The following is a 26,926-nucleotide window of genomic DNA, read 5'->3' on the forward strand; positions in this document are numbered from 1 at the left end:
CCGCCAAAAGCAAAGGGCGCCCGGCAGTCACCGGGCGCCCTTTGCGTGTCTCGCTCAGCTCTGGTTCAGCTCGAACCAGACCACCTTCCCGGTGCTCAGCCGCGTCGCCCCCCACCGCCGGGCCAGCTTGTTCACCAGGTACAGCCCACGACCACCCTCGTCCGTCGCCCGCGCCTGCCGCAGCCGCGGCAGCTGCGGTACGTCGTCGCCGACCTCGCAGCGCAGCACGTCGGTGCGCAGCAGCCGCAGCGTGACCGGGCGGGACGCGTAGCGGACGGCGTTGGTGACGACCTCGCTGACGAGGAGCTCCACGGAGTCGCTGAGATCCTCCATGCCCCAGCGGGACAGCGCGCGCCGGGCCAGCCGGCGGGCGCGGCCGGGTGCCGCGTCCTCGGGCTCCAGGAACCAGTACGCCACGTCGCTCGGCGCGATCCCGTCGAAGCGGGCGGCGAGCAGCGCGATGTCGTCGTCCCGGTCGCCCGGGCCGAGCATGTCGAGCACCTCGTCGCAGAGCGCTTCGAGGGGCGGCGGATGGTCGGGGCCGGTCAGCTGCGCGGTCGCGGCGAGCTTCTCGCGCAGCTGCTCTATGCCGGTCCACACGTCGCGCAGCCGGGACTCGACCAGGCCATCGGTGTACAGGAGCAGGGTCGCTCCGGCTGGCGCGTCCAGTTCTACGGCCTCGAAGTCGACGCCGCCCACACCGATCGGCGCCCCCGGCGGCACCCGCAGTACCTCGGCGCGGCCGCCCAGGTGCAGCAGCACCGGCGGCGGATGGCCGGCGTTGGCGATGGTGATGCGGTGCGACACCGGGTCGTAGACGGCGTAGAGGCAGGTTGCCATGCGGTCGGTGCCCAGGCGCTGGGCCTGTTCGTCGAGGTGGTGCAGGACCTCCTGCGGGGGCAGGTCGAGGCCCGCCAGGGTCTGGGCCGTCGTGCGCAGCTGGCCCATGATGGCCGCGGACGTCATGGAGTGGCCCATCACGTCACCCACGACCAGCGCGACCCGGCTGCCGGGCAGCGGAATCGCGTCGTACCAGTCGCCGCCCACCCGCGCGGTCTCGGCAGCGGGCAGATAGCGGGACGCCAGCCGTACGCCCGTGGGCCGCGGGAGGGTCTCCGGCAGCATGGTGCGCTGCAGCTCGTCGGCGATGTACGCCTCGCGGCCGTACAGCACCGCCTTGTCGATGCCGAGGGCGCTGTGCGTGGCGAGCTGGGCGGCGACCAGCAGGTCGTCCGCCTCGAAGGCCATGCGCTCCGGGCGGCGCAGGAAGAGAGCGGCGCCGATCACCCGGCGGCGGCCGCGCAGCGGGGCGAGGATCGCGCGCTGTCCGCCGGGCACGACGAACTCGCCGCCGTCGCCCAGGAGTTCGGGCAGGGCGGCACGGGCTGCGGGCGCGTCCGTGAAGACCGGGCGGACCCCGCGCAGCACCTCGGCGAGCGCGCTGCCCGGCCGTACCTCGCACAGTTCGGCGCCGACCGCGTCGAGCCCCGTCATCTCCGGCGGCTCCGGCTGCAGGGCGGGCGAGAAGCCGCCCTCGGTGTCCCGCTCCGCCGGGATCCGGTCGGTGCGCCGCAGACGCAGCAGGAGCGGGCCGGTGGGCCGCTCGTCGCCGACGGGCAGCGGGTCGCGCAGATAGACGAGGATCGCGTCGGAGAAGGTCGGCACGGTGGCCCGGCACAGGCCCATGACGATCTCGTCGAGGTCGATGCCGCGGGCGATGCGCCGGGTCGCGGCGCCGACGAACCGCAGCCGGTCGCCGTCCCGCCGCATCGGCGTGGGCTGCCCGGGCGTCGTCATGCCCTGCCCGGTACGGCGCTCCTGGCCGCCGGCCCCCTGCGGCCGGTCCTGCTCGCCGTCCGGCTGGTCCGGGATGGCCTCGGGGACGGGGCGCGGGCGGTGTGTGCCGGGTTCCACGGCTTCTGAGGCGGCGGGCTGCGAGTGCTCGGGGCCGGTGGTGTTCGAGGGGGGCGAGGCCGGGTCCTTTCCCTTGTTTCCCTTGCTGCACGGCGTGGCCGTACCCGGTGTCGACGGCGTCTCCCCGGTGCGCGCCTGTGCGGGTAAAGCGGCCGTGGGGGAGGGCGTCTGGGTGTGCAGGAGCGCCCCGCGGGGGTCCGCGGGGTCGGCGCCCGGCTGCGGGCGCTCGAAGGACATGGGGTGCTCCGTCACGCGTGTCGAATCCGTCCGTCCGGGGCTGCGCATCGCGAGCGCAGTTGGTCCCGCAGGAATCCCGATACCCGGAATACGTGTCCCCGGAACGGAATTCCCGCGTGGTCAGAGGCTGTTGTCGTGCCACCGGCGAACCGTTCACGGCTCGCTGCGGTGTTGCCCTCGTACCCCTCGCTCACGTCCTGCCGCCCCTCGGTGACGATCGGTCAAGCCCAGCGCATGCTCCGGCAGTTGCTGCTGCACCTTGCGGAGGACGATCCTACGGTTGTGGACCGGGGGCGCATCAAGAGTCTCACGTGGACACATGCGCGGGCGTACGGTCCCAGTCCTCCGGCAAAGACGGTACAGCCCAGGACGGATCCGGGCGCCAGTGCTGCCAGCCGTCGCTGAACGGCGGGCCCCAGGCACGGATCACCTCCACCGCGGACCGGCCCGCCCTGCGCACCTGTTCGGCGGCCGGCGCGTCCATCAGGCCGTCCTGCTGGGCCTGCGCGAACTCGTCCTCGTCACGCCAGTGCCAACTGCGGTCCGGGTGCACGGAGATGTCAAGGAAGTGATCCTCGGAGTCGACCCCGCCGTCCCAACGCACCAGCGGCGACTCAAGATTCACGTACCAGTTCTTGAACTGCCAGCCCGGCTCCCAGAACAGCCACACCGACCAGGGCTCACCGGGGCGGGCCAGCTTCAGCACTCCGGTGCCGAACCAGTGGTCGAGCTGGACGGTACGGGGCTTGGTGTAGCGGGACTGGAGGGGTTCGACGTGCACCGGGGTGCCGTCGGCGAGGACGGGCCGCACGCACTCGGTGCCGGGTGCCAGCCAGACGGCGAGCAGCTCGTCGTCGTCCCGGACGACGGTGACGGGGCGTGCGATGTGGAAGCGCTCGCCGGCGTTCTCCCGGTAGCGCCACAGGACCTGTGTCCCGGGGGCCCAGAAGCCCGTCCGCACCGCCGGAACCGCGTCCGCTTCCGCTCTCATCGCTCCACCCTCTGCCATGAACAGATATTAGGTGCCCAGGGCATACGACGCTGCGGCGCGCGTCACGGTTCGCGACGGTGCAGCGAATGGTTACGGATGCGTCATCCGCAGGACATCCAGGGCCTCGTCCAGCTGCTCCACCGTGAGGTCGCCGCGCTCCACGTACCCGCTCTCCAGGACGACCTGGCGGATCGTCTTCTGCTCCGCGAGCGCCTTCTTGGCGACCTTGGCGGCCTCCTCGTAGCCGATGTACTTGTTGAGCGGGGTGACCACGGAGGGTGAGGACTCGGCGTACTCGCGGGCCCGCTCCCGGTTCGCGGTGATGCCGTCCACGGTCCGGTCGGCGAGCAGCCGCGAGACGTTGGCGAGCAGCCGGACCGACTCCAGGACGTTCCTGGCGATGACCGGCAGCATCACATTCAGCTCGAAGTTGCCGGCGGCTCCGGCGGTGGCGACGGTGGCGTCGTTGCCCACGACCTGGGCGGCGACCATGAGCACGGCCTCCGGGATGACCGGGTTGACCTTGCCGGGCATGATCGACGAACCGGGCTGGAGGTCGGGCAGGGCGATCTCGGCGAGGCCGGTCCGCGGTCCGGACGCCATCCACCGCAGATCGTTGGCGATCTTGGTCAGTCCGACGGCGACGGTCCGCAGCTGTCCGCTGGTCTCGACGATCCCGTCCCGTGCACCCTGCGCCTCGAAGTGGTTGCGCGCCTCGGTGAGCGGGAGCCCCGTGACACGGGCGACCTCCTCGATGACGGCGGCGGAGAAACCGGGCGGGGTGTTGATGCCGGTGCCGACCGCCGTCCCGCCGAGGGGCAGCTCGGCGAGGCGGGGGAGCGCGGCGTACAGCCGTTCGACGCCGTAGCTGATCTGGGCCGCGTATCCGCCGAACTCCTGCCCCAGGGTGACCGGTGTGGCGTCCATCAGATGCGTACGCCCGGACTTCACGACGTCGGCGAACTCCTCGGACTTGCGGGTGAGGGCGCCGGCGAGGTGTTCCAGGGCGGGGATCAGGTCGCGGGTGACGGCGGCGGTGGCGGCGATGTGGATCGAGGAGGGGAAGACGTCGTTGGACGACTGGGAGGCGTTCACATGGTCATTGGGGTGTACGTCTTTGCCGAGCCGCTCGGTCGCGAGGGTGGCGATGACCTCGTTGGTGTTCATGTTCGACGAGGTGCCGGAACCGGTCTGGAAGACGTCGATCGGGAAGTGCTCGTCCCAGTCGCCCCGGGCGACCTCCTCGGCCGCCTCCTGGATCGCCTCGGCGATGTCCTTGTCGAGCACCCCCAGCCGCGCGTTCACCTTCGCCGCGGCGCCCTTGATCCGGGCGAGGGCCTCGATGTGGGCGCGCTCGATGCGCTGGCCGGAGATCGGGAAGTTCTCGACGGCACGCTGGGTCTGGGCCCGCCACTTGGCGTCGGCGGGGACGCGGACCTCGCCCATGGAGTCGTGCTCGATGCGGTAGTCGCTCATGCCCGTATAGCGATCGGGGAGGCGGGGATGTTCCGGACCTTGGGCCGGCCGGGGGGCGTTGCGCAAGCCGGTCCGGTCGTCAGCGGCCGGGCAATCCGAACCGGCCGGTGCACACGGGCTTTTCGGCCACCTCGGCGCAGGCCTGCGCCCCGCGCGGGTCCGGCGCGGCCAGCATCGGGCTGCTGTATCCGTCCGACTTGTCGCCCGGGTACTCCGCGGACAGCTCGTCCTGGCCCGACCTGATCCAGATCTCCCGCACGCCGCCCGTCCGGGTGCGCAGCTCGGACCAGACCGTGGAGCAGGACGGCGAGAACCGCAGCAGCACCACCTCGGCGGGCCTGGCGACTCTGCTCTCGGTGCGTGCGTCCCGGGCGCAGGTCTCGGAGGTGGGGAGTTCCCCCTGGCAGTCGCTGTCGTGGCAGGAGGCGGCCGCCCTGGTCGCCGCGGCGTGGTCGGGGTCCAGGACGTCCGCGGCGGCCGCGGTGACCGCCACGGTGGCGGCCATGGTGGCGAGGGCGACGACGGCGCGACTCGGCCGCGGGAGGCAGCGGCGCCGTACGGCGACGGGCGGCACGGACGGGACCGGCTGCTGCTTCGCGATGCTCGCCCCGTCGGCCTGCGCCCGTGCCGCGGAGTCCCAGAGGGCGAGCAGCGGGCCGACGTCGGCGTCGGCGAGCCGCCCGAGCGCCACGACGGCCGCCCGGGGCGGGAACTGATCGCCGTTCAGATAGCGGTGCCAGGTCGACTTGCTGAACGGGGTGACGGCGGCCAGGGCGGCCAGGCTCAGCCCCGTCCGCTGCTTGAGGGTACGCAGCCGTTCCGTCAGGAGCCGCCCTTCGTCCTGCGACGCGTCGGGCAGCGGCTGCCTCTGGACCGTCACGTCACTCTCCATCTCGCTCCCTCGCCATGCCGGGGTGACCGCCCTGATGTGTTCCCGGCGGCGGCGCCCGGCCATACCGCGATCACCGGAATATGAAGGGGGGTTGACTGAGTTGACCTGCGATTACGCCGACCGGGGGTGTGATCGGACGATTACCGGACGGCGCCTCCCGGCAGGCTGGTGCGGCCTGCCGGGAGGCACCGTCGAGGGGGCGTCAGCACCAGCGGACGGTACCGAGGTTGTGCACGTAGCGGGCGGCGACGTAGCCCCTGTGGTGGGTGAGCCGGTACCAGCGGTGGTTGCCGCGGACGCCGGAACCCCGCACCTTGCAGGTGATGGCCACACTGGAGCCGACCACCCGCGAACCGGCGACGCGGTAGCCGGTGCCCGGCCCGGAGCGGACGTTCAGCGGCAGGCGGTGGGTGGCGACGTAGCCCCAGGTGTGGTTCCTGACGATGTGCCGAATGCCGTGGATGTGCCGGATGTTCCGGATGTGCCGGATCTGGCGGTGGTGGCGCGCGGCACGGCCCTTCGCGTGGTGGCGGCCGTGGTGGCACTTCGGCGCCTTCGGACTGGCGGGCAGCGTGGCCGGCGTGGGGGCCGGCTGCCATGCCGGCACGGAGATCTGCGGGGGAGTGGAGTTCAGGGCGTGGGCCTGCGCGGCCGGCCCGGCGGAGGCGACGGCCGCCACCGGGAAGACGGCGACGACCGCGAACGCGGCCACAAGGCCGTTGCGCAGTGTGCGTCGGATCATGGTTTGTCCCTCCGAGATGACCTGCGGATCACGGGCTGCGATCCGGTCAGCACGGAGCGTTTCCGGCGAAGCTCGCAAAGATGCCGTCCCACTCGTTCCTGGGACGAACTGGGACGGCAACCAGGTGCGCAGCCATGCCGTACGGCGATGTCGCAGGCGTCCCGAGACGCCCATCAGCTCGCCCTGTCCGGGGTTCGGGGTCTGGTCCTTCAGCCTGTCCGGCGTTTGAGGACGAGGCCGTTCAGGCCGACGGGGTCCGGGGCGGAGCCCCTGGGAGTGGGGCGGGTAGGGGCGGCGGGGGCGAAACCATCCCCCGCCGCACCACAGGCGCTACGCCAGCCCAGGCCCGCGCACCGGGATCGAAGTGAAGGTCGGCGCAGGCGCCGGGTCCTGGAAGAAGTCGTTGCCCTTGTCGTCCACCACGATGAACGCCGGGAAGTCCTCGACCTCGATCTTCCAGACCGCCTCCATGCCGAGCTCCTCGTACTCGACGACCTCGACCTTCTTGATGCAGTCCTGGGCGAGGCGGGCGGCGGGGCCGCCGATGGAGCCGAGGTAGAAGCCGCCGTGCGCGTCGCACGCGTCCGTGACCTGCTTGCTGCGGTTGCCCTTGGCGAGCATGACCTTGGAGCCGCCCGCGGCCTGGAACTGCTCGACGTAGGAGTCCATGCGGCCCGCCGTGGTCGGGCCGAAGGAACCGGACGCGTAACCCTCGGGCGTCTTCGCCGGGCCCGCGTAGTACACGGGATGGTCCTTCAGGTACTGCGGCATCTCCTCGCCCGCGTCCAGCCGCTCCTTGATCTTGGCGTGCGCGATGTCGCGGGCCACGACCAGCGGACCGGTGAGGGAGAGACGGGTCTTGACCGGGTACTTGGTCAGCTCGGCGAGGATCGACTCCATCGGCTGGTTGAGGTCGATCCTGACGACGTCCGACGACTCGTCGAGGTGCTCGTCCGTCGTCTCCGGCAGGAAGCGCGCCGGGTCCGTCTCCAGCTGCTCCAGGAAGACGCCCTCCGCCGTGATCTTCGCGACGGCCTGGCGGTCGGCGGAGCAGGACACCGCGATGGCGACCGGGCAGGACGCGCCGTGCCGCGGCAGCCGCACCACGCGCACGTCGTGGCAGAAGTACTTGCCGCCGAACTGCGCACCGATCCCGATCTTCTGTGTCAGCTCGAAGACCTTCTCCTCCAGCTCCTTGTCCCGGAACCCGTGGCCGAGCTCCGAGCCCTCGGCCGGGATCTCGTCCAGGTAGTGCGCGGAGGCGTACTTGGCGGTCTTGAGCGCGTACTCGGCGGACGTACCGCCCACCACGATCGCCAGGTGGTACGGCGGGCACGCGGCCGTACCCAGCGAACGGATCTTCTCCTCCAGGAACTTCATCATGGAGGCCTCGTTCAGGACGGCCTTCGTCTCCTGGTACAGGAAGGACTTGTTGGCGGAGCCGCCGCCCTTCGCCATGAACAGGAACTTGTACGCACCGCCGTCGGTGGCGTACAGCTCGATCTGCGCCGGCAGGTTGGAGCCGGTGTTCTTCTCGTCCCACATGGTCAGCGGGGCCATCTGCGAGTAACGCAGGTTGAGGTTCTTGTACGCGTCGTAGATGCCCCTGGACAGCGCCGCCTCGTCGCCGCCCTCGGTGAGGACGTTCTGTCCGCGCTTGCCCATGACGATCGCCGTGCCGGTGTCCTGGCACATGGGGAGCACGCCCGCGGCCGCGATGTTCGCGTTCTTCAGCAGGTCCAGCGCCACGAACTTGTCGTTGCTGGACGCCTCCGGGTCGTCGATGATGCGCCGCAGCTGGGCCAGGTGCGCGGGCCGCAGGTAGTGCTGGATGTCGTGGATGGCCTCCGCGGCGAGCTTGCGCAGCGCCTCCGGCTCCACCTTGAGGAACGTCCGCCCGTCGGCCTCGAAGGTGGAGACACCCTCGGAGGTCACCAGCCGGTACGGGGTGGTGTCCTCTCCCATGGGGAGCAGATCGGTGTACGCGAACTCAGGCATCTCAGCCCATTCCTCACTCGACAGACGGCGGCCCGCCGTCATTGGCGGGCGCCCACCAGCGTAGAACCTGCCGCTGACACCGGGCCTGTGAGGTAAGGCTCAGTTCGAGAACCGCATGGGTTTTCCACAGGTCCCGATGAGGGGTAGTCGCGATCTATCGCGTTTCGGTACGCTGCTGTCGTGGACCTTCAGAAGAGCGACCGACCCCAGGACACGGCACCGCGGGTTTCCGAACTGCGCGCCTCGGACGCCGACCGTGACCGCATCGCCGACATCCTGCGCGACGCCCTCGCCGAGGGGCGCCTGACCGCCGACGAGCACGCCGAGCGGGTCGAGGGCGTGCTCGCCGCCAAGACGGTCGGCGAACTGGAGGTCTTCATACGGGACCTGCCCGCGGCCCACCGGCACCGCGCGACCCCCGCCTTCGCCGCCGCCCCGAACCGCCCCACGGTGGGCGCGATCCCGGCCGACCCGGACGACAACGTGGTGGCGGTGTTCAGCAGCGCCGTCCGCAAGGGCCGCTGGCGCGCGGGGCGTCGTATCCATGCGTACGCGATCTTCGGCAGCGTGGAGATAGACCTCAGCGAGGCCCTCTTCGAGTACCAGCAGGTCGCGATCAAGACGTTCTCCTTCTGCGGCAGCGTCGAGATCCGCGTCCCGGAGAACGTGTCGCTGCGCGGCATGGGCGGCGGCGTGCTCGGCAGCTTCGAGGCGGACAACCTCGACTCGACCGATCCGGACGCCCCGGTGGTCTATGTCGATGGCTGGGCCGTGCTGGGCAGCGTCGAGGCGCGGCCGAAGCGGGGCAAGCTCGTCGCGGACATCCTCGACCGCGTCCAGCACAAGGTCGACAAGAGTTTGCGCAAACACCTGGATCGTTGACGGTTGCGAATTGGGGCGCGCCAGAAGGGAATTGGTCCACCCGCGGTCGCGTACCCGAGGCGCTCACGAGCACGCGAAATCCAGCGGTTCGGAACTCAGTGCATAGGCTCGCGCACAGCGGGTAGGCCTTGCTGCATCGTCGCTCGCTCGCGAAGCCGTCGTCAGGAGTAGACCGTGCTGCAACCGCCGCATTCGTCCCTGCAGGTAGCTGCCGTTCCGGCCCAGCGGGTGCCAGTGCGGGACAGGGACCAAGACGCTCCATGGCACACCGAGGCGGTGTGCCGGCGCGACGAGGCCGGCCTGTTCTTCGCACCCTCCAAGGAACCCACCGCCGCCCGGCTCTCCCGCGAGGAGGCGGCCAAGCGCGTCTGCGCCCGCTGTCCCGTCATGGTCGAGTGCCGCGAGCACGCGCTGCTGCAACCGGAGCCCTACGGCGTCTGGGGCGGCCTCACCGCCGCCGAACGCCGCGTGGTCCTCGCCAGGCGCCGCCGCCGCGACATGGAACTGAAGAAGACGGCCCGAGCCCAGGGCCGCATAGCAGCAGCAGGCTGACCGCCCGGCGCACACGCCGATGGGGCGCCCCTCCGCACCGGGGCGCCCCATCGCTGCTATTTCTGCCGGCGCTTCCGGAGCGCGCGGTGCTGCACTTCCGTAGGGCGCGGGGCTGTATCAATTTGCGGCTCCGCCGCGTGGGCGCGATCAACCACGACTCACCCGCACCCGCCAACGCTCCGAAGCCCCCGAGCTATTTGGCGCGATCAAAATCAATCGCGCTGTAGGCGCGCAACTTGCTCAGCCGATGCTCGGAGTTGATCTGCCGCACCGTCCCCGACTTCGACCGCATGACGATCGACTCGGTGGTCGCGTTCTCGGAGCGGTACCGAACCCCCCGCAGCAGCTCCCCGTCCGTGATCCCGGTGGCGACGAAGAACACGTTCTCGCCGGCGACCAGGTCGTCGGTGGTGAGCACCCGATCGAGATCGTGCCCGGCATCGATCGCCCGCGCCCGCTCCTCGTCGTCCTTGGGCCACAGCTTGCCCTGGATCGTCCCGCCCAGACATTTCACGGCGCACGCGGAGATGATCCCCTCCGGCGTACCACCGATCCCGAGCAGCATGTCGACGCCGGTGCCTTCGCGCAGCGCGTAGATCGACCCGGCGACGTCACCGTCGGAGATCAGCTTGATGCGCGCACCGGCCTCCCGGATCTCCTTGATGATCCCCTCGTGCCGCGGCCGGTCGAGGATCACCACCGTCACGTCCTCCGGCGTGGAGCGCTTGGCCTTGGCGACACGGCGGATGTTCACGGAGACCGGCGCGTCGATGTCGACGAAGTCGGCGGCCTCGGGCCCCGTGACCAGCTTGTCCATGTAGAAGACGGCGGACGGGTCGAACATCGACCCGCGGTCCGCGGCCGCCAGCACGGCGATCGCGTTCGGCATGCCCTTGGCCGTCAGGGTGGTGCCGTCGATCGGGTCGACGGCGATGTCGCACTCGGGCCCGGTCCCGTCGCCGACGCGCTCCCCGTTGAAGAGCATCGGGGCCTCGTCCTTCTCGCCCTCGCCGATGACGACCACGCCGTTCATCGACACGGTGGAGACGAGGGTCCGCATGGCGCGCACCGCGGCACCGTCGGCGCCGTTCTTGTCGCCCCGCCCGACCCAGCGGCCCGCGGCCATCGCGGCGGCTTCGGTCACCCGGACGAGTTCGAGGGCGAGGTTGCGGTCGGGGGCTTCGCTGGGGACTTCGAGTTCGGACGGCAAGTGATGATGCTCGGTCATCGAGGCGCACCTTTCTGATACGACGACGGCCGGATGAGGGTTCGACCCTCGACTCTATCGTCAGTCCGACAAAATGAGCAGGGGACCCCACGGATGAGCGAGCCGGGCACCTGCGACGATAGGGGGCGTGGCAGGTTCGAACGGCAAGCAGAAGACGGTCCGGGACATGATCCTCTCCCTGGGCCTCATCGGGATCGCGGCGGCACTCATCTACGTGTTCATCCCGCACGACGACTCGCCTCCGGACCTCCCGCGGGTCGACTACCGCGTCGAACTGCTCACGGCGCGCCGCGCCGCGGCCTACCCGGTGGCCGCACCCGAGGGCCTGTCCAAGGACTGGAAGGCGACCTCGGTCCGCTTCCAGGGCGACCAGTTCGACGCCTGGCACCTGGGTTTCCACACGCCCGACGGCCAGTACGTGCAGATCGAGCAGTCGACTCAGAAGCCGTCGACGTTCATCGACCAGGCCACCGAGGGGTCGAACGCGACGAAGGCGACCGAGGAGATCGCGGGCCGCACGTGGACCCGCTACACCGGCGGCCGCTACGACGCCCTCGTGCTCCCGGGCAAGAGCTCGACGACGGTGGTCGCGGGCACGGGCTCGTTCCAGCAGCTGACGGAGATGGCGCAGGCGCTGAAACTGGCGTAGCCGTTCCTGCACGCCGAAGGCCCCCGCGGTGACGCGGGGGCCTTCGGCGTGTTCGGGGTCGCTCAGACCGTGGTGACGACCTGGTCGTACTCCAGGCGCGGGGAGCGCGGGAACCAGGCGTCCTCGCCCGGCTTGCCGATGTTGACGACCATCAGCGGGGTGTGGTCGTCGTCCAGGAACTCCTTCTGGACGCCCGCGAAGTCGAGGCCGGTCATCGGGCCGGCGGCGAGACCGGCGGCACGGACACCGATGATGAAGTACGCGGCCTGCAGCGCGGCGTTCAGGCCGGCGGCACCCTCACGGGCCGGGCGCTCGGCGAAGAAGACGTCCTTGGCGGCCGGGAAGTGCGGAAAGAGGGTCGGCAGCTCCTCGTGGAACTCGTTGTCCGCGGAGAGGATCGCGACCAGCGGGGCGGCGGCGGTCTTGGGCTGGTTGCCCTCGGCCATGTGCTTGACCAGGCGCTCACGGGCCTCGGCGGAGCGGACCAGGGTGACGCGCAGCGGCGACTGGTTGAAGGCGGTCGGGCCGTACTTGACCAGGTCGTAGATCGCCTGGATCTGCTCGTCGGTCACCGGCTCGTCGGTGAAGGTGTTCGCGGTACGGGCCTCGCGGAAGAGCAGGTCCTGGGCGGCGGGGTCAAGAACGAGAGACATGCGGGAACTTCCTCGGGGTGGCGCCTGGATCCGATCCGGACCGCGGTCCGGATCGACTGACGGAACAGACGGTACGCGAAGGAAGGTTCAAAGTTCAACAACAATCGGGGTGTGGTGATCTGCTTCACAGCAGACCGCTGCCACCGCCCCTTGTCGTGCGCTACTCGCCGCCGGTCTCTTCCGCGGCCTCTTCCTCCGCGAGGGCCGCGTCCAGGCGGGCGCGCGCCCCGTCCAGCCAGCGCCGGCACACCTTGGCCAGCTCCTCGCCCCGCTCCCACAGCGCCAGGGACTCCTCCAGCGTCGTACCGCCCGCCTCGAGCCGTCGTACGACCTCGATCAACTCGTCCCGTGCCTGCTCGTAGCCGAGCGCCTCATCCACCTTGCTGGTCATCCACCCACCCTATGCATCGACTCGAACCCTGCCGTGTTCCCTGCGTTCTCAGTCGGCCCGGACCACCGTGAACTCGCCCTCGGCCACCCGCGCCCGCAGCGTCTCGTCCGCCGTCACCTCGTCCGGGGTGCGGACGACATGCCCGTCGGACTTCTGCAGCACGGCGTAACCGCGCTTCAGGGTGGCGGCGGGGGAGAGGGCCACCACGCGCGCGTGCGTGTGCGTCAGCTCGGAGACGGCGCGGTCGAGGAGATGCCCGAGCGTGCGCCGCGAACGGTCGACCAGGGCGGCGACATGATCGGCCCGCTCGTCGATCATCCGGTGCGGATCCTCTATCGAGGGGCGGGCGAGCGCCTGGGCGAGCCCGCGCTCCTCCCGCTCGACCAGCGCCTCGACGCACCGCCGCGCCCGATTCCGCAACTGCTGCACGCGCTCGTACTCCTCCCCGACATCCGGTACGACCTTCTTGGCCGCGTCGGTGGGGGTGGAGGCCCGCAGGTCGGCGACGTAATCGAGGAGCGGGTTGTCGGGCTCGTGCCCGATGGCGGACACGACGGGCGTACGGCACGCGGCGACGGCGCGCACGAGCTGCTCGTCGGAGAACGGAAGCAGATCCTCCACGCTCCCGCCCCCGCGCGCGACGATGATGACGTCCACCTCGCCGGCCTCGTCGAGCTCCTTCACGGCCTGCACCACCTGCGGGACGGCGTGCACGCCCTGTACGGCGACGTTGCGCACCTCGAAGCGGACGGCGGGCCAGCGGTGCCGGGCGTTCTCCAGGACGTCCCGCTCGGCCGCGGAGGCGCGGCCGCAGACCAGCCCGATGAGCTGCGGCAGGAAGGGCAGGGCCTTCTTCCGCTCGGTCGCGAACAGCCCCTCCGCGGCGAGGGACTTCTTCAACTGCTCCAGCCGCGCGAGGAGTTCACCGACCCCCACCGGCCTTATCTCGGCGGCCCGCAGGGACAGCTGCCCCCGCGGCGCATACCACTCCGGCTTCGCGAGTACGACGACCCGCGCACCCTCGCTCACCACATCAGCGACGGCGTCGAAGACCTGCCGGTAGCAGGTGACGCCGACGGAGATGTCGTGCGACGGATCCCGCAGGGTCAGAAACACCACCCCGGCGCCGGGCCGCCGCGAGAGCTGAGTGATCTGCCCCTCGACCCAGACGGCCCCCAGCCGGTCGATCCACCCACCGATGAGCCGCGACACCTCACCGACGGGCAGGGGCGCTTCTGCGGACGTGTTGAGAGCCATGCGGGGAGCGTATCGGCCGAGGCTGACACTCCAGCCCGTCCGGCGTTCGAGGACGAGGCCGTTCAGGCCGAAAAAGCGGGGGTCTGGGGGCGCAGCCCCCAGGGTCGGGTCGGGACGGGGCGGCGGGGGCGATGCGATCTTCGGTCCCCCCGAACGCGGCCTTACGATGGACCGCATGACTGCTTCGCCTGGCCGCCGTGTCCTGCTCGCCGCCCCCCGTGGCTACTGCGCGGGTGTGGACCGCGCCGTGATCGCCGTCGAGAAAGCCCTGGAGCAGTACGGGGCTCCGATCTACGTCCGGCACGAGATCGTGCACAACAAGTACGTCGTGCAGACCCTGGAGAAGAAGGGTGCCGTCTTCGTCGAGCGCACGGAGGAGGTCCCCGAGGGGAACATCGTGATGTTCTCCGCGCACGGCGTCGCCCCCGTCGTCCACGAAGAGGCCGAGCGCGGCAGGCTCGCGACCATCGACGCGACCTGCCCCCTCGTCACCAAGGTCCACAAAGAAGCTGTCCGCTTCGCGGGCGAGGACTACGACATCCTCCTGATCGGGCACGAGGGCCACGAGGAGGTCATCGGCACCTCCGGTGAGGCCCCCGAGCACATCCAGCTCGTGGACGGGCCGGGGGACGTCGCCAAGGTCGAGGTCCGCGACCCGTCCAAGGTCGTCTGGCTCTCCCAGACCACCCTCTCCGTCGACGAGACCATGGAGACCGTCGACGCACTGCAGGAGAAGTTCCCGCAGCTGATCTCGCCGCCCAGCGACGACATCTGCTACGCCACGCAGAACCGCCAGCTCGCGGTGAAGCAGATGGGCGCCGAGGCCGAGCTGGTGATCGTCGTCGGTTCCCGCAACTCCTCCAACTCCAAGCGGCTCGTCGAGGTCGCCAAGCTCGCGGGCTCGCGCGAGGCGTACCTCGTGGACTTCGCCGACGAGATCGACGAGGCCTGGCTGGAGGGCGTGTCCACGGTCGGCGTCACCTCCGGCGCCTCCGTTCCCGAGGTCCTGGTCGAGCAGGTCCTGGAATGGCTCGCGCAGCGCGGCTTCGAGGACGTCGAGATCGTCAAGGCGGCCGAGGAGTCGATCACGTTCTCGCTGCCCAAGGAGCTCCGCCGGGACCTGCGCGAGGAGGCGGCGGCGCTGATCGCGGAGCGAACCGGCACCTCGCCGGAGTGACTGTCAGTCGTTCGTCGTAACGTAGAGCCATGCAGATCTTCGGTGTGGACATCGGTGGATCCGGGATCAAGGGCGCCCCTGTGGACCTGGACAAGGGCGACCTGGCGGAGGAGCGCTGCAAAGTGCTCACTCCGAACCCGGCTACACCCGACGGCGTGGCCGACGGCGTGAAGCAGGTCGTCGACCACTTCGGCTGGACCGGCCCGGTCGGCCTCACCTTCCCCGGCGTGGTCACCGGCGGATCCACCATCCGCACGGCGGCCAATGTCGACAAGAGCTGGATCGACACGGACGCGGGCGCGTTGTTCGGCGCCCGCCTGGGCGGCCTGCCGGTGACGGTGGTCAACGACGCGGATGCGGCGGGCGTCGCCGAGATGCACTTCGGCGCGGGCCGGGGCCGCCGGGGCACGGTCATCCTGCTGACCTTCGGAACCGGCATCGGCAGTGCCCTGTTCGTCGACGGCACCCTGGTGCCCAACACCGAGCTGGGCCACCTGGAGCTGCACGGCCACGACGCGGAGAAGCGTGCCTCCAGCAAGGCCAAGGAGGACGGCGAGCTGACCTGGGAGCACTGGGCGCACCGCGTGCAGAAGTACCTCGCCCACGTCGAGATGCTGTTCTCACCCGAACTGATCGTCATCGGCGGCGGCGTCAGCCGAAAGTCCCAGAAGTTCCTGCCCTTCATCGACGGCATCAAGGCGGAGATCGTCCCGGCGCAGCTGCAGAACAATGCAGGGATCGTGGGGGCGGCCATGCACGCCGCGGAGAGCTAGGGCTGGGCCTCGGTCAGGGTCTAGTACCGGGGCGGACGGCGGCCGGTGCGCTGGCGTCGCATCAGGGCGGCCTTGCGTGCCGTGACGATCAGGCCCGCGACGAGGGTTCCCCCGTACAGCCACCCGGCCTGAGTGGCCAGTGCCGTCACCAGGCCCATCAGCCGGCCGAGCAGCCCGCCGCTGCTGTCGGCCACCGGGAGCAGGCCCGCTGCGAAGGCGATCGGTACGACGACGGGTGTGGTCGCCAGGTCGCTCTTGCGCACCCAGACCGCGGTCAGCAGGCACACCGGCAGGAACAGCACGCCGTACAGCGTCAGCGACGCCCCGAAGAGCAGCTGGTCGAGACAGCCGAGCGCGAACATCAGCGCCCCGCAGAACAGACCGCTGCCCAGCCCGGTCAGCCGCGGGTTGGGCAGCCGCCGTGCCTTCTCGACCGGCGGCGGGCCGGGCTGCCGCGTCGCCGGGCGGGTCGCGGGGCGGCGCTGTCCGGCAGGTCGGGCACCACCGCCCGCACCCCCACCGCTTCCGCCGCGCTTCGCCTGCGGGGGCAGCGGGGAGGTGCCGCGTCGCGTTCCGTTGTGCGGTGGTCCCGACCCGTGTTGCTCCACCGGACCAACTTAGGTCGGTTTATGTGCGCAATCGCCCCTCAGACACGCCGAGGGTCGGAGCCTGGCCAAGCGTTCGACGGGGCGCCGGGGCGGGGACCGGTACGCCGTAGACTGGTGGATCGGCCCGCCCGTGCACCGAAGAAGGACCGGGCCCGCAGCCCCCAGTCCCCTGATGTCTCTCACGTACGGGAAGTCGCAACGTGTCGCTCACGATCGGAATCGTCGGTCTGCCGAATGTCGGCAAGTCGACCCTGTTCAACGCCCTGACCAAGAACGACGTGCTCGCGGCCAACTACCCGTTCGCCACGATCGAGCCCAACGTGGGTGTCGTCGGCGTCCCCGACGCCCGGCTGACGAAACTGGCCGAAATCTTCTCCTCGCAGCGCATCCTCCCGGCGACCGTCGACTTCGTCGACATCGCGGGCATCGTGAAGGGCGCGTCCGAGGGTGAGGGACTGGGCAACAAGTTCCTCGCGAACATCCGTGAGTCCGACGCGATCTGCCAGGTCATCCGTGCCTTCAAGGACGAGAACGTCGTGCATGTCGACGGCAAGGTCTCGCCGAAGGACGACATCGAGACGATCAACACCGAGCTGATCCTCGCCGACCTCCAGACCATCGAGAAGGTCCTGCCCCGGCTCCAGAAGGAGTCGCGGATCAAGAAGGACGTGGCGCCGAAGGTCAAGGCGGTCGAGGAGGCCAAGGAGATCCTGGACAAGGGCGACACGCTGTTCTCGGCGGGCATCGTCCAGGGCTCCGGCAACGAGGAGCTCCTCCACGACCTTCACCTGCTGACCACGAAGCCCTTCCTCTACGTCTTCAACGTCGACGAGGACGAGCTGGTCGACGAGGACTTCAAGGCCGAGCAGCGCGCCCTGGTCGCCCCCGCCGAGGCGATCTTCCTCAACGCCAAGCTCGAGGCGGACCTCGCCGAGCTCGACGAGGAGGACGCCATGGAGCTCCTGGAGTCCGTCGGCGCCGAGGAGCCGGGCCTCACCACCCTCGCGCGCGTGGGCTTCAACACCCTCGGCCTGCAGACGTACCTCACGGCCGGCCCCAAGGAATCCCGCGCCTGGACCATCAAGAAGGGCGCCACCGCCCCCGAGGCCGCCGGTGTCATCCACACCGACTTCCAGAAGGGCTTCATCAAGGCGGAGGTCATCTCCTTCGCCGACCTGGTGGAGACCGGCTCGGTGGCCGAGGCCCGCGCGAAGGGCAAGGCGCGGATGGAGGGCAAGGACTACGTCATGCAGGACGGGGACGTGGTGGAGTTCCGCTTCAACGTGTAGCGGGTGACTTAGCACCACGTCGCTGATCTGGCAAACATGCAGGTCAGAGAGGGTCCGGCTCTTCGGGGTCGGGCCCTTGGTTTTTTCCCGTGCTGGGATGGTGCTGGGATAGCTGATCCCTCGTCACCTGTCGTCATCCCTGGTCATCCGTACCGTGCTGGGATTGTGCTGGGACGTGGATGCGGCGCCGGTGCTGGGTTCTGCTCAGGTGAGTGGCCGAACCGTGGGACGGCGACTGCTGGCTCTGGCAAAGTGATCGGCACTGAAAGACGATTCTCGTGAGGAACTTGTGAGCGCGCTCGGTAGCTTCATCTGGTCTATCGCTGACCAACTTCGGGGCCCCTATCGCCCCAACCAGTACGGGACCGTGGTCCTCCCGTTCACGATCCTGCGGCGGCTCGACTGCATCCTTGAGCCCGATCAGGCGACGGTGCGAGAGCTGGCAGCGAAGTTCGAGAACCCGAACCGGCTCAAGGTCGAGGTCAAGAAGGCCACAGGCCGGACCTTCTACAACACCTCCAATTACTCGTTCGCGAACCTGCTGGCCGACGCGGACGGGCTGGCGGACAACCTGGCCGACTACATCGACCGGTTCTCCAGCGACGTGGACGTGTTCGAGTACTTCGACTTCAAGAAGGAGATCGTGGCCCTGGAGAAGGCCGGGCTCCTACGCGAGATCGTTAAGTCATTCGGCAAGGTCGACCTCCACCCTGATGTGGTGTCGAACTCCGACATGGGCGACGCCTTCGAATACATCATCCGCAAGTTCAACGAGGCAGCGAACGAGACCTCCGGCGACCACTACACGCCGCGCGACGCGATCCGGCTGCTGGTTGACCTCCTCTTCGCGGAGAAGGACGTCGACCTCACCGAGGGCGGCATCATCCGATCGCTGTACGACCCCACCGCTGGCACCGGAGGCATGCTCTCCCTGGCCGAGGAGCACCTGCTCGCCGAGAATCCCGGCGCGAAGCTCGGCCTGTACGGCCAGGAGTACAACCCGCAGTCGTATGCCATCTGCAAGTCTGACCTGCTCGCCAAGGGCCACGACGCGACCAACATCGCTTTCGGTAACACGCTCACCGACGACGCCTTCAAGGGCCGACAGTTCGACTACTGCATGTCCAACCCGCCGTATGGCGTGGACTGGAAGCAGTACGCCAAGGCGATCAAGGAGGAGCGAGACTCCGCCGGCCCCTATGGCCGCTTCGCACCGGGCCTCCCCGCGACGTCCGACGGGCAGATGCTCTTCCTGCTGCACCTGGCCCACAAGATGCGCGCACCCGAGGATGGGGGCGGCCGCGTCGGCATCGTCATGAACGGCTCCCCGCTCTTCAACGGAGCCGCCGAATCCGGCCCTTCCAACATTCGCCGGTGGCTGCTGGAGAAGGACCTCGTCGAGGCGATCGTCGCCCTACCGACCAACATGTTCTTCAACACCGGCATCGCCACCTACATCTGGATCCTGGACAACACCAAGCACCCCGACCGCCAAGGCAAGGTGCAACTGATCGACGGCACGTCGTTCTGGACCAAGATGCGCAAGAACCTCGGTGCCAAGGGACGCGAGATCAGCGACGCCGACCGCGCCGAGGTCCTGCGGCTATACGACGACTTCGAGGACGCCGATCCCGAGCTCTCCAAGGTGCTGCGCAACGACGAGTTCGGCTACTGGACGGTCACCGTAGAGCGCCCACTGCTGGACGAGGGCGGCAACCCTGTCGTCAACCGCAAGGGTGACCCGAAGCCCGATTCGAAGAAGCGTGACACCGAGAATGTGCCCTTCACCTACGGCGGCTCGAAAGTCGGCGCGGCAGGGGAGCGCGAAGTGATCCAGGCGTACTTCGACGTGGAGGTGAAGCCGCACGTTCCTGACGCATGGATTGACTGGGCCAAGACCAAGACGGGGTACGAGATCCCCTTCACGCGGCACTTCTACAAGTACGTTCCGCCTCGTCCACTCGCGGAGATCGATGCCGACCTGGAGAAGCAAGTAGCCAAGATCCTCGATCTGCTGCGGGAGGTTGAGGGATGACACAAGCACATTTTGATCTTGAGCAGGCTTGGGCTGGCAACGTCCCATCCCACTGGCGCTGGAGCAGAAACAAAGAACTCCTGGCGGAGTCGCTGTCTGTCTCGCCCGAAGGCACAGAGGAACTTCTCAGCGTGTCGCATCTGACCGGGATCACCCCGAGGTCGGAGAAGAACGTGACGATGACTGCAGCGGAGAGCCTCGAGGGCTACCGCCTTGTGGACGCGGGCGATCTCGTCATCAACACGATGTGGGCGTGGATGGGGGCGCTCGGCGTCTCGAAGCAGGCAGGCATCGTGAGCCCTGCGTACGGTGTGTACAGGCCGCGTCCGAACGCAGCCTTCTGCCCGGGGTTTTACGACTACCTCTACCGATCGACCCCGTATGTGATGGAGATGACTCGCCTCTCCCGCGGCATCTGGTCGTCGCGCCTTCGGATCTACCCCGACGTCTTCCTGAGCATGGCGATCCCAGTGCCGCCGCTGGAAGAACAGCGCGCCATCGCCGACTACCTCGACCGCGAAACGGCCCGCATTGACACACTCATTGAGGAGCAGCAGCGGCTAATCGAGATGCTCCGCGAGCGGCGGTGGTCGGTTGTAGAGCGAAGTGTGGCGCTCCTTGACTGGAACACGCCGTTGAAGGCAGTTACCGCCTTGATTCAGACGGGCCCGTTCGGCAGCCAGTTGAAGTCCGATGAGTATGAGGATGGCGGCATGCCGATCATCAACCCATCCCATATCGTCGCAGGTGAGGTCGTCCCCGATCCGCGAGTCGCGGTCGGTGCTGACAAGGCTGCACAGCTTGCGCGCCATGCTCTCGAAGAAGGTGATTTGATCGCTGCCCGTCGAGGAGAACTTGGACGCTGTGCGGTCGTAGAGGCACCTGCAGTGGGTTTCCTCTGCGGGACGGGCTCGGCGCTAGTCCGATTCAATCGGGCCTTCATCGAGCCAGCGTTCGGAGCAGTCGTGTTCAGCAGCCGGCGCAACCGCGATGCACTCGCATTGGCCTCCGTTGGATCGACGATGGACAACTTGAACTCCGACATTATTGGCTCCCTGCGCATTCCGGTTCCTTCGCTTGAGGAACAACGTGCGCTCGTGGCGGAGGTCGGTCATGCGACCGCGAAGATCGACACACTCATTGAGGAGACCGGGCGGTTCATTGAGTTCTCCAAGGAGCGCCGGTCGGCGTTGATCACGGCTGCGGTGACTGGGCAGATCGACGTACACGAGGTGCCGTGATGGCCGACCACAACGAGGCGGTCTTCGAGAAGGAGATCTGCGAGTACCTCGAGGCACGCGGCTGGCTGTACTCGGTGAATGACCACGACGGTGGCGAGTACGACCGTGAGCGGGCGCTGTTCCCGGCGGATCTGTTCGCCTGGCTGGAGGCGACGCAGAAGACGGCGTACGAGAAGGCGCTGAAGGCGGCGGGGTCGCAGGCGAAGTTCCTTGACGTGCTGACCGCAGCGTTGGACAAGCCGCTTGAGCACGGCGGCGGGACGCTGAACATCCTGCGCAACGGAGTTCAGTACATCGGTGGCGGCCGCTTGAAGATGGCGCAGTTCCGCCCCGAAACCTCTCTCAATGCAACCACCGTGTCGCATTACGAGGCGATGCGGGTGCGGGTGGTGCGGCAGGTGCACTTCTCGACCGCTGACCAGCGCACCATCGACCTGGTGTTCTTCGTCAACGGGCTCCCGGTGGCCACAGTGGAGCTGAAGACCGACTTCACCCAGTCGCTGGACGAGGCGATCAACCAGTACAAGCACGACCGCAACCCGCTGACGAACGGGCGCCCAGAGCCGCTGCTGTCGTTCGGTCACAGGGCGCTGGTGCACTTCGCGGTCTCCAACGGCCTGGCGGCCATGACCACGAAGCTGGAGGGGGATAAGACCCACTTCCTTCCGTTCAACATCGGCTTCGACAGTGGCGCCGGCAACCCGCCCGGCGCGGACAACAGGTCGGCGACGGCGTACCTATGGGAACGCGTCTGGGAGAAGCACGCTTGGCTGAACGTCATCGGGCGGCTGACGATCGTGCAGACCAAGGAGGAGTGGGACGTCACCACCGGCACCTCGGTGCGGCGTACGAGCATGCTCTTCCCGCGCTTCCACCAGTGGGAGGCCGTCACGAGCATCGTCGCCGCAGTCAAGGAGGAGGGTGTCGGGCACCGGTATTTGATCGAGCACTCGGCCGGCTCAGGAAAGACGAACACCATCGCCTGGACCGCCCACGGGCTGGCCCGACTGCATGATGCCGACGACAAGAAAGTCTTCGACTCCGTCATCGTCGTCGTGGACCGTACCGTGCTCGACTCCCAGCTGCAGGATGCGATCCGGCAGATCGACGGGAACAAGAAGATTGTTGCGACGATCAGTCCCGAGGACGTCCGCAAGGCCGGCGCGAAGTCGAAGTCGGGTTTGCTGGCGCAGGCGTTGAAGAGCGGCGAGCTCATCATCGCGGTGACAGTGCAGACCTTCCCGCACGCGCTGGAAGAGATCCGGACCGACGCCAGCCTGAAGGGCAAGCGATTCGCCGTTATTGCTGATGAGGCGCACTCCTCACAGTCGGGGCAGATCTCCTCGAAGCTGAAGCAGGTACTGACAGCCGAGGAGCTCAAGGAGATCGAGGAGGGCGGCGAGGTCGATGTGGAGTCGGTGCTTGCCTCGGAGATGACCGAGCGTGCCGAATCGGAGAACATCTCTTACTTCGCCTTCACCGCGACGCCGAAGAACAAGACCCTCGAACTGTTCGGCCGTAAGGGGGCCGACGGCAAGCCGCGCGAGTTCCACCTGTACTCGATGAAGCAGGCGATCGAGGAGGGATACATCCTCGACGTCCTCAAGGGCTACCAGTCCTACGACACCGCGCTGCAGATCGCCGGCAAGGCCGAGGCCGGTGACGGAAGCGAGGTCGAGGAGGCTGCCGCCCGCAAGGGGCTGATGAGGTGGGTTCAGCTCCACCCGACGAACGTCAGCCAGAAGGTGCAGATCGTCGTCGAGCACTTCCACGCCAACGTCGCCTACCTCCTCGAAGGTAAGGCGAAGGCCATGGTGGTGACCGACTCCCGCAAGTCCGCGGTGAAATACAAGCTGGCGATAGACGCCTACATCGCTAAGCGCCGCGCCGAGGACGCCTCGTACAACTACCGGACCCTGGTCGCCTTTTCGGGCGGGGTGACCATGCCCGAGGACGAGACCTGGCACAGCGACTGGGGCCCGCAGCCGTCGAAGGACGACGAATTTACCGAGGCCAACATGAACCCCGGCGCCGGGGCTGATCTGGCGGCCGCGTTCAAAGGCGATACTTACAAGATCATGCTGGTCGCCAACAAGTTCCAGACCGGCTTCGACCAGCCCCTGCTCTCGGCGATGTACGTCGACAAGAAGTTGTCCGGGGTCACCGCGGTACAGACGCTCTCGCGCCTCAACCGCACCCACCGCACCGCTGGTGGGGAGCAGAAGCGCAAGACTTTCGTCATCGATTTCGCCAACAAGCCCGAGGACATCAAGACGGCCTTCGAGCCGTACTTCAAGAACGCGACTCTGGAGACCGAGACCGACCCGTATGTCGTCGTCCACCTGGCCAACAAGCTCGCCCAGGCCGGGGTCTACACCGAGGACGATGTCCGCAAGGTCGCCGAACTGTGGGTGACGCGGAAGGGCAACAACGCTCTCTCGGCGGCGATCAGCCCGGCGCAGCACGACTTCCGGCGCCGCTACGCGCGGGCCATCGAAGAGGAGGACAAGGTTAAGCTCCAGGAGCTCGACCTGTTCCGCAAGGACGTCTCCACCTACGTACGGCTCTACGACTTCATGTCCCAGATCGTCGACTACGGCGATCCATACATGGAGATGCTCTCGATCTTCCTGCGCCTGCTGGAGAAGGTGATTGCCGAGTCCGCTTGGGCGGCCGACGTAGACCTCTCCGACGTGGTGCTGGTCGGGGTCAAGCACAACAAGGCGATCCCGGTCGACATCTCACTCGTGGGTGACGGGCAGCTGAAGGGCATCAGCGCCGCCGGTACGGGAGCGAAGAAGGATCCGAAGTACGTCGCGCTTCAGGTCGTCATAGACAAGATGAACGACCTCTTCGGCGCCGAAACGTTCGCTGCTTCCCAGATCAGGGAGTTTGTACAGGGCCTCTTGCAACTGCTGCTCGCCGACCCGAACCTGGTCCAGCAAACCAAGGTGAACTCTAAGAAGCAGTTCCTGGAGTCACAGGACTTCCAAGCCGCCGTCACGGAGGCAGTCGCAGACAACCAGGACGCTCACAACACGATGGCTGACTACTTCTTCACCGACGGGCCGGCGATCAACTCGATCATCGTGGCCCTCGCGGATGCCTTCTACGAAGCAGCGGTCGCCCCCTATGCAGTCGCCGGCAGCGTGGTTGATGTTGACGTGGTACCTCCGGCGCTTTCGGCACCGCCACGCTGCCGAGCGCATCTGACGCTCTTGGACGACAACCCCAGTGTGGGGTCTCCAGTACACGTGACACTGAAGCTGATCGCTGAGCCCCAGCATCCATGGGCCCGCCCGGGTGAGCGGCCTGCGCTGGACATCGTGGCCGTGCCGTTGAGCGGCGCGGAGGTTGCACCAGCCACGATGGCGTACCACCCTGGAGACGCCGAATCCGGACAGTTCCGCTTCACGGCCCTGGAGCCCGGCACACACCGGATCCGGTTCACCCTGGTACATCACGACACAGGCACCGTCTTGCAGCAGGTGGAGTCCGATCTGTCCATCACGGAGACGAAGCCCAGCGGGTCGGGGAATAGACAGCTGCGGCCACGCACGGGGAGGGCCTGACTGATGCCCCGTGAATTGACCACCCGCATTGTTCAGGACCCCAGCGACGGCTTCCGCTTCTTGCCGCACCTGACGACGGAGGCTCCCGACCTCCGCGTCAGCTTCGACGTCCTCGGTGGAGGTCGGATCCGGGCGCGGATGTCAGGATCGGCCGTTCCGGCACTCCACGGCACCGAGCATAAGGTTGACCTGCATGCCCGGCCTGATGAGGTCCATGGGGCGGCGGCCCGGCTTCGTGCCCGATGGAAATCGGAGTTCGTTGATTTCCAACCGGTCGACGACCTGGGTCGGCCTCTACAAGGTCGACGGCGCCCGTACGCAACGACCGCGGACCTCAGTGCTGAACCTGAGGAGGAGCTGCGTCGGATAGTGGCCGATCTGGCTCGAAGCGGGGAATCACTGCTGTTTAGCACTCTGCTACGCGGTGACGACGAACCGATCAAGATGTTCCGCATCTCCCTGCGTTCGGCCTTGTCCCAGGAGGGGCTGCGGGTACGGTTCGACTCCGATCTACATTTGCCCTGGCCATTGCTGTGCACAACTGAAGATTCCACTGTGCCTGCAACCTTGAAGGTTCTCTTCACTCGCTTCCTCGGCCATCGGCATCAGATCGAGCACACCGGTGATGCCTACGCGTGGATCGGGCCGCCAGGAGCAGCCCACGAGCGGCCCTCGGTCAGCCTGAACCACGACGTCCGCGTGGGCAGTGCCACCCGTGCGGATGAAGTCGCGAAGGCACTGGCGGTGGGCACGGAGTACACCGTGCGAACGACTTATGAGGAACTCGTCCGCGATCTGGGGAAGCCCGAGCTGGACGAGCAGTTGATGTACTTCTGGTGCCACGGAGAGTTCGTCGGCAACCTTCCCGAACCCCCGACCCTGGTCGTCAGGCTCACCGACGGCACCCCCTTCGACGGCCACACCGTACGTGAGCTAAGGGCAAACTACCGGCACGGTTGTTTCCGACCGCTTGTCCTACTCAACGCCTGCCACACCGGAGTCTCCGAGGCGAGTGCTGACCGAGCGTTCCTTGGGAGCATGTTCATCGAGCACGGCGCGCAGGGTGTGCTCGGGCCGCAGATCGCGATGCCGCAGGCGTTTGCTGCCGAGTACGCGCTCGAGTTCGTCACCCGCTACTTGCGCGGGGCGGCGACCGCTGGCCAGATCACTCATGAGTTGGCCCGGGACTTCGCCGCCCGATACCGAAATCCCCTGGGGTTCGCCTACGGTCTGCACTGCGGCATGGATGCTCGTCTGGAGCGGACAAGTGGAGGCGAGGCGTGAACCGTGTCGGCACGGTGGAGGTCGTTGACCTGGACGCGACGGGCTGGCTGCTCGACGCTGACACGGGTGAGCCTGTGCCCGAGGCCTGGCTGCGCCATTACTTCGCGGAGCGTCTCGCCCCGCCTGTCTGGGCGACGGACATCCTCGTCTATGTCCACGGTTGGCAGACCTCGCCCGACTCCGCCTACCGCACCGCCGAGCGACTGTTGGCTCTGATGCACGGCGTCTTTGTGACAGCCCCGGCCCGTTATCCGGCCCTAGCGGTCAAGGGCTTCAGCCCATGGTGTGTCGTCGTGCGCTGGCCATCATCCAGCTTGGTCACCCCCACCGGCTACCGCAGGATCCGGGACCGGGCGCACGCGATGGGCGCACGCGACGGAGGAGGCCACGCCGCCCACATCCTGGGTCGGCTCCTCGGCTATCTGGACGCCGAGCGCGCCGACCCTGGAGCAGCGCCCGTGCTCGCCAACCGAGACGGTCAGTACCTCCACCTCGTCGGGCACTCCTTCGGCTGCCGCTTCCTGTGCGAGGCGGTCCAATGGTCGGCAGACGCCCGCCTCGATGACACACTTGGCTGGAGCGTGACGGACCACTCGCCATCCCGCCCGTTCACCGCCGACAGCATGCTGCTATTCCAGATGGCCGCAAGCCGGGACGCGTTCCTCTCGCTCTTTCCGAACATCCTGCCGAGCGAGGCGCATGACGGCGCTCCGCTGAGGGGCCCCGTCGTCGCCACTTACTCCCGTCACGACCGGGCGACGGGGTTCTGGCACCTGCGGGCCGAGCAGCAACCTGGCATCGGACACTCCGGAATTGGTCCGGCCCCAGCGCCCATGTTCACCACCCCCCTGCTGCCACTCGACGAGCGGTATCCGCACTCCGCGCTCGACCATCGTTTCGTCAACATCGACGCCTCCGACGTGTATGTTCGCGGGCGCCACCTCAATCCGGCAGGTGCCCATTCCGATCACGTGCGCGCTGAGTCGGCACACCTGCTACTCACCCTCGCGGACTACTCGCGCTGAGGAGACGGTCCAAGGTCCCCATCGCCAGAGGACTGCACCGTCGCGCAACTCGTGTACGCC

The 26,926-nt window shown here is 68.1% G+C and carries 22 protein-coding genes; 11 read left to right on the forward strand and 11 right to left on the reverse strand.

The window, feature by feature from the left end; genetic code table 11:
• Positions 1–54: 54 nt before the first annotated feature.
• The 6 genes from EDD92_RS30080 to EDD92_RS30105 all read right to left on the reverse strand — a co-directional run bounded on the left by EDD92_RS30080 (position 55) and on the right by EDD92_RS30105 (position 8,250).
• Entirely contained in the window at positions 55–2,151 is a 2,097-nt protein-coding gene (locus EDD92_RS30080; RefSeq protein WP_123967229.1) for a SpoIIE family protein phosphatase, read from the reverse strand.
• Between the two features lie 307 nt (positions 2,152–2,458).
• Positions 2,459–3,160, reverse strand: coding sequence for a DUF402 domain-containing protein (locus EDD92_RS30085; protein ID WP_185124164.1), 702 nt, complete (start codon positions 3,158–3,160; stop codon positions 2,459–2,461).
• A gap of 72 nt (positions 3,161–3,232) precedes the next feature.
• A complete protein-coding gene (locus EDD92_RS30090) occupies positions 3,233–4,618 on the reverse strand; it encodes an aspartate ammonia-lyase (protein WP_123967231.1) in 1,386 nt (461 codons plus the stop codon).
• 79 nt (positions 4,619–4,697) lie between these two features.
• Complete coding sequence (locus EDD92_RS30095; RefSeq protein WP_185124165.1) at positions 4,698–5,498, reverse strand: XRE family transcriptional regulator; 801 nt, start codon at positions 5,496–5,498, stop codon at positions 4,698–4,700.
• A 214-nt stretch (positions 5,499–5,712) separates the two neighbouring features.
• Entirely contained in the window at positions 5,713–6,252 is a 540-nt protein-coding gene (locus tag EDD92_RS30100) for an SH3 domain-containing protein (protein WP_123967233.1), read from the reverse strand.
• A gap of 330 nt (positions 6,253–6,582) precedes the next feature.
• Positions 6,583–8,250, reverse strand: a complete 1,668-nt coding sequence (locus tag EDD92_RS30105; protein ID WP_123967234.1) for a fumarate hydratase — start codon at positions 8,248–8,250, stop codon at positions 6,583–6,585.
• Between the two features lie 180 nt (positions 8,251–8,430).
• Here EDD92_RS30105 and EDD92_RS30110 point away from each other — a divergent pair, with 180 nt between their 5' ends.
• Positions 8,431–9,132 (forward strand): DUF1707 domain-containing protein, encoded by a 702-nt coding sequence (locus tag EDD92_RS30110; protein ID WP_123967235.1) that lies wholly within the window; start codon positions 8,431–8,433, stop codon positions 9,130–9,132.
• A gap of 174 nt (positions 9,133–9,306) precedes the next feature.
• On the forward strand, positions 9,307–9,684 hold the full coding sequence (locus EDD92_RS30115) for a WhiB family transcriptional regulator (protein WP_123967236.1): 378 nt from the start codon (positions 9,307–9,309) through the stop codon (positions 9,682–9,684).
• A gap of 193 nt (positions 9,685–9,877) precedes the next feature.
• Here EDD92_RS30115 and glpX read toward each other — a convergent pair whose 3' ends face one another.
• Positions 9,878–10,912: a class II fructose-bisphosphatase gene (gene glpX, locus EDD92_RS30120; protein ID WP_123967237.1), complete on the reverse strand. Its 1,035-nt coding sequence runs from the start codon at positions 10,910–10,912 to the stop codon at positions 9,878–9,880.
• Between the two features lie 127 nt (positions 10,913–11,039).
• On the opposite strand from glpX, the gene EDD92_RS30125 reads away from it, so the two are divergent.
• Positions 11,040–11,561: a DUF4245 domain-containing protein gene (locus EDD92_RS30125; protein ID WP_123967238.1), complete on the forward strand. Its 522-nt coding sequence runs from the start codon at positions 11,040–11,042 to the stop codon at positions 11,559–11,561.
• Positions 11,562–11,623: 62 nt separating this feature from the next.
• Here the strand turns inward: EDD92_RS30125 and EDD92_RS30130 are convergent, their stop codons facing one another.
• The 3 genes from EDD92_RS30130 to xseA form a co-directional block, all read right to left on the reverse strand.
• Positions 11,624–12,214: a malonic semialdehyde reductase gene (locus tag EDD92_RS30130; RefSeq protein WP_123967239.1), complete on the reverse strand. Its 591-nt coding sequence runs from the start codon at positions 12,212–12,214 to the stop codon at positions 11,624–11,626.
• Between the two features lie 160 nt (positions 12,215–12,374).
• Positions 12,375–12,605 (reverse strand): exodeoxyribonuclease VII small subunit, encoded by a 231-nt coding sequence (locus tag EDD92_RS30135; protein ID WP_123967240.1) that lies wholly within the window; start codon positions 12,603–12,605, stop codon positions 12,375–12,377.
• Between the two features lie 48 nt (positions 12,606–12,653).
• Positions 12,654–13,862, reverse strand: coding sequence for an exodeoxyribonuclease VII large subunit (gene xseA, locus EDD92_RS30140; RefSeq protein WP_123967241.1), 1,209 nt, complete (start codon positions 13,860–13,862; stop codon positions 12,654–12,656).
• A 166-nt stretch (positions 13,863–14,028) separates the two neighbouring features.
• On the opposite strand from xseA, the gene EDD92_RS30145 reads away from it, so the two are divergent.
• A complete protein-coding gene (locus tag EDD92_RS30145; protein ID WP_123967242.1) occupies positions 14,029–15,039 on the forward strand; it encodes a 4-hydroxy-3-methylbut-2-enyl diphosphate reductase in 1,011 nt (336 codons plus the stop codon).
• 29 nt (positions 15,040–15,068) lie between these two features.
• Positions 15,069–15,812, forward strand: coding sequence for a polyphosphate--glucose phosphotransferase (gene ppgK, locus EDD92_RS30150; RefSeq protein WP_123967243.1), 744 nt, complete (start codon positions 15,069–15,071; stop codon positions 15,810–15,812).
• Positions 15,813–15,832: 20 nt separating this feature from the next.
• Here ppgK and EDD92_RS30155 read toward each other — a convergent pair whose 3' ends face one another.
• Positions 15,833–16,420, reverse strand: a complete 588-nt coding sequence (locus EDD92_RS30155) for a DUF6542 domain-containing protein (protein ID WP_123967244.1) — start codon at positions 16,418–16,420, stop codon at positions 15,833–15,835.
• Positions 16,421–16,620: 200 nt separating this feature from the next.
• On the opposite strand from EDD92_RS30155, the gene ychF reads away from it, so the two are divergent.
• The 6 genes from ychF (at position 16,621) to EDD92_RS30185 (ending at position 26,866) form a co-directional block, all read left to right on the forward strand.
• On the forward strand, positions 16,621–17,709 hold the full coding sequence (ychF, locus tag EDD92_RS30160; RefSeq protein WP_123967245.1) for a redox-regulated ATPase YchF: 1,089 nt from the start codon (positions 16,621–16,623) through the stop codon (positions 17,707–17,709).
• A gap of 289 nt (positions 17,710–17,998) precedes the next feature.
• A complete protein-coding gene (locus EDD92_RS30165) occupies positions 17,999–19,744 on the forward strand; it encodes a class I SAM-dependent DNA methyltransferase (protein ID WP_123967246.1) in 1,746 nt (581 codons plus the stop codon).
• Positions 19,741–20,985 carry a restriction endonuclease subunit S gene (locus EDD92_RS30170; RefSeq protein WP_185124166.1) on the forward strand — a complete coding sequence of 415 codons (1,245 nt, stop codon included), beginning with the start codon at positions 19,741–19,743 and terminating at the stop codon, positions 20,983–20,985. The genes EDD92_RS30165 and EDD92_RS30170 overlap by 4 nt, the downstream gene beginning before the upstream one ends.
• Complete coding sequence (locus EDD92_RS30175) at positions 20,985–24,557, forward strand: type I restriction endonuclease subunit R (RefSeq protein ID WP_260326836.1); 3,573 nt, start codon at positions 20,985–20,987, stop codon at positions 24,555–24,557. Before EDD92_RS30170 ends, EDD92_RS30175 begins: the two co-directional genes overlap by 1 nt.
• Positions 24,558–24,560: 3 nt before the next feature.
• A complete protein-coding gene (locus tag EDD92_RS30180; protein WP_123967247.1) occupies positions 24,561–25,841 on the forward strand; it encodes a CHAT domain-containing protein in 1,281 nt (426 codons plus the stop codon).
• Complete coding sequence (locus EDD92_RS30185) at positions 25,838–26,866, forward strand: hypothetical protein (protein WP_123967248.1); 1,029 nt, start codon at positions 25,838–25,840, stop codon at positions 26,864–26,866. Before EDD92_RS30180 ends, EDD92_RS30185 begins: the two co-directional genes overlap by 4 nt.
• The last annotated feature ends 60 nt before the right edge of the window (positions 26,867–26,926 follow it).

Source organism: Streptomyces sp. TLI_185 (assembly GCF_003814765.1).
Classification (GTDB): Bacteria; Actinomycetota; Actinomycetes; order Streptomycetales; family Streptomycetaceae; genus Streptomyces.

Excerpts from the sequence above, each read along its gene's own strand:
- EDD92_RS30080 (WP_123967229.1), bottom strand. The coding sequence starts at position 2,151 with ATGTCCTTCGAGCGCCCGCAGCCGGGCGCCGACCCCGCGGACCCCCGC.
- EDD92_RS30085 (WP_185124164.1), bottom strand. The coding sequence starts at position 3,160 with ATGGCAGAGGGTGGAGCGATGAGAGCGGAAGCGGACGCGGTTCCGGCG.
- EDD92_RS30090 (WP_123967231.1), bottom strand. The coding sequence starts at position 4,618 with ATGAGCGACTACCGCATCGAGCACGACTCCATGGGCGAGGTCCGCGTC.
- EDD92_RS30100 (WP_123967233.1), bottom strand. The coding sequence starts at position 6,252 with ATGATCCGACGCACACTGCGCAACGGCCTTGTGGCCGCGTTCGCGGTC.
- EDD92_RS30105 (WP_123967234.1), bottom strand. The coding sequence starts at position 8,250 with ATGCCTGAGTTCGCGTACACCGATCTGCTCCCCATGGGAGAGGACACC.
- glpX (WP_123967237.1), bottom strand. The coding sequence starts at position 10,912 with ATGACCGAGCATCATCACTTGCCGTCCGAACTCGAAGTCCCCAGCGAA.
- EDD92_RS30130 (WP_123967239.1), bottom strand. The coding sequence starts at position 12,214 with ATGTCTCTCGTTCTTGACCCCGCCGCCCAGGACCTGCTCTTCCGCGAG.
- EDD92_RS30135 (WP_123967240.1), bottom strand. The coding sequence starts at position 12,605 with ATGACCAGCAAGGTGGATGAGGCGCTCGGCTACGAGCAGGCACGGGAC.
- xseA (WP_123967241.1), bottom strand. The coding sequence starts at position 13,862 with ATGGCTCTCAACACGTCCGCAGAAGCGCCCCTGCCCGTCGGTGAGGTG.
- EDD92_RS30145 (WP_123967242.1), top strand. The coding sequence starts at position 14,029 with ATGGACCGCATGACTGCTTCGCCTGGCCGCCGTGTCCTGCTCGCCGCC.
- ppgK (WP_123967243.1), top strand. The coding sequence starts at position 15,069 with ATGCAGATCTTCGGTGTGGACATCGGTGGATCCGGGATCAAGGGCGCC.
- EDD92_RS30170 (WP_185124166.1), top strand. The coding sequence starts at position 19,741 with ATGACACAAGCACATTTTGATCTTGAGCAGGCTTGGGCTGGCAACGTC.
- EDD92_RS30175 (WP_260326836.1), top strand. The coding sequence starts at position 20,985 with ATGGCCGACCACAACGAGGCGGTCTTCGAGAAGGAGATCTGCGAGTAC.
- EDD92_RS30180 (WP_123967247.1), top strand. The coding sequence starts at position 24,561 with ATGCCCCGTGAATTGACCACCCGCATTGTTCAGGACCCCAGCGACGGC.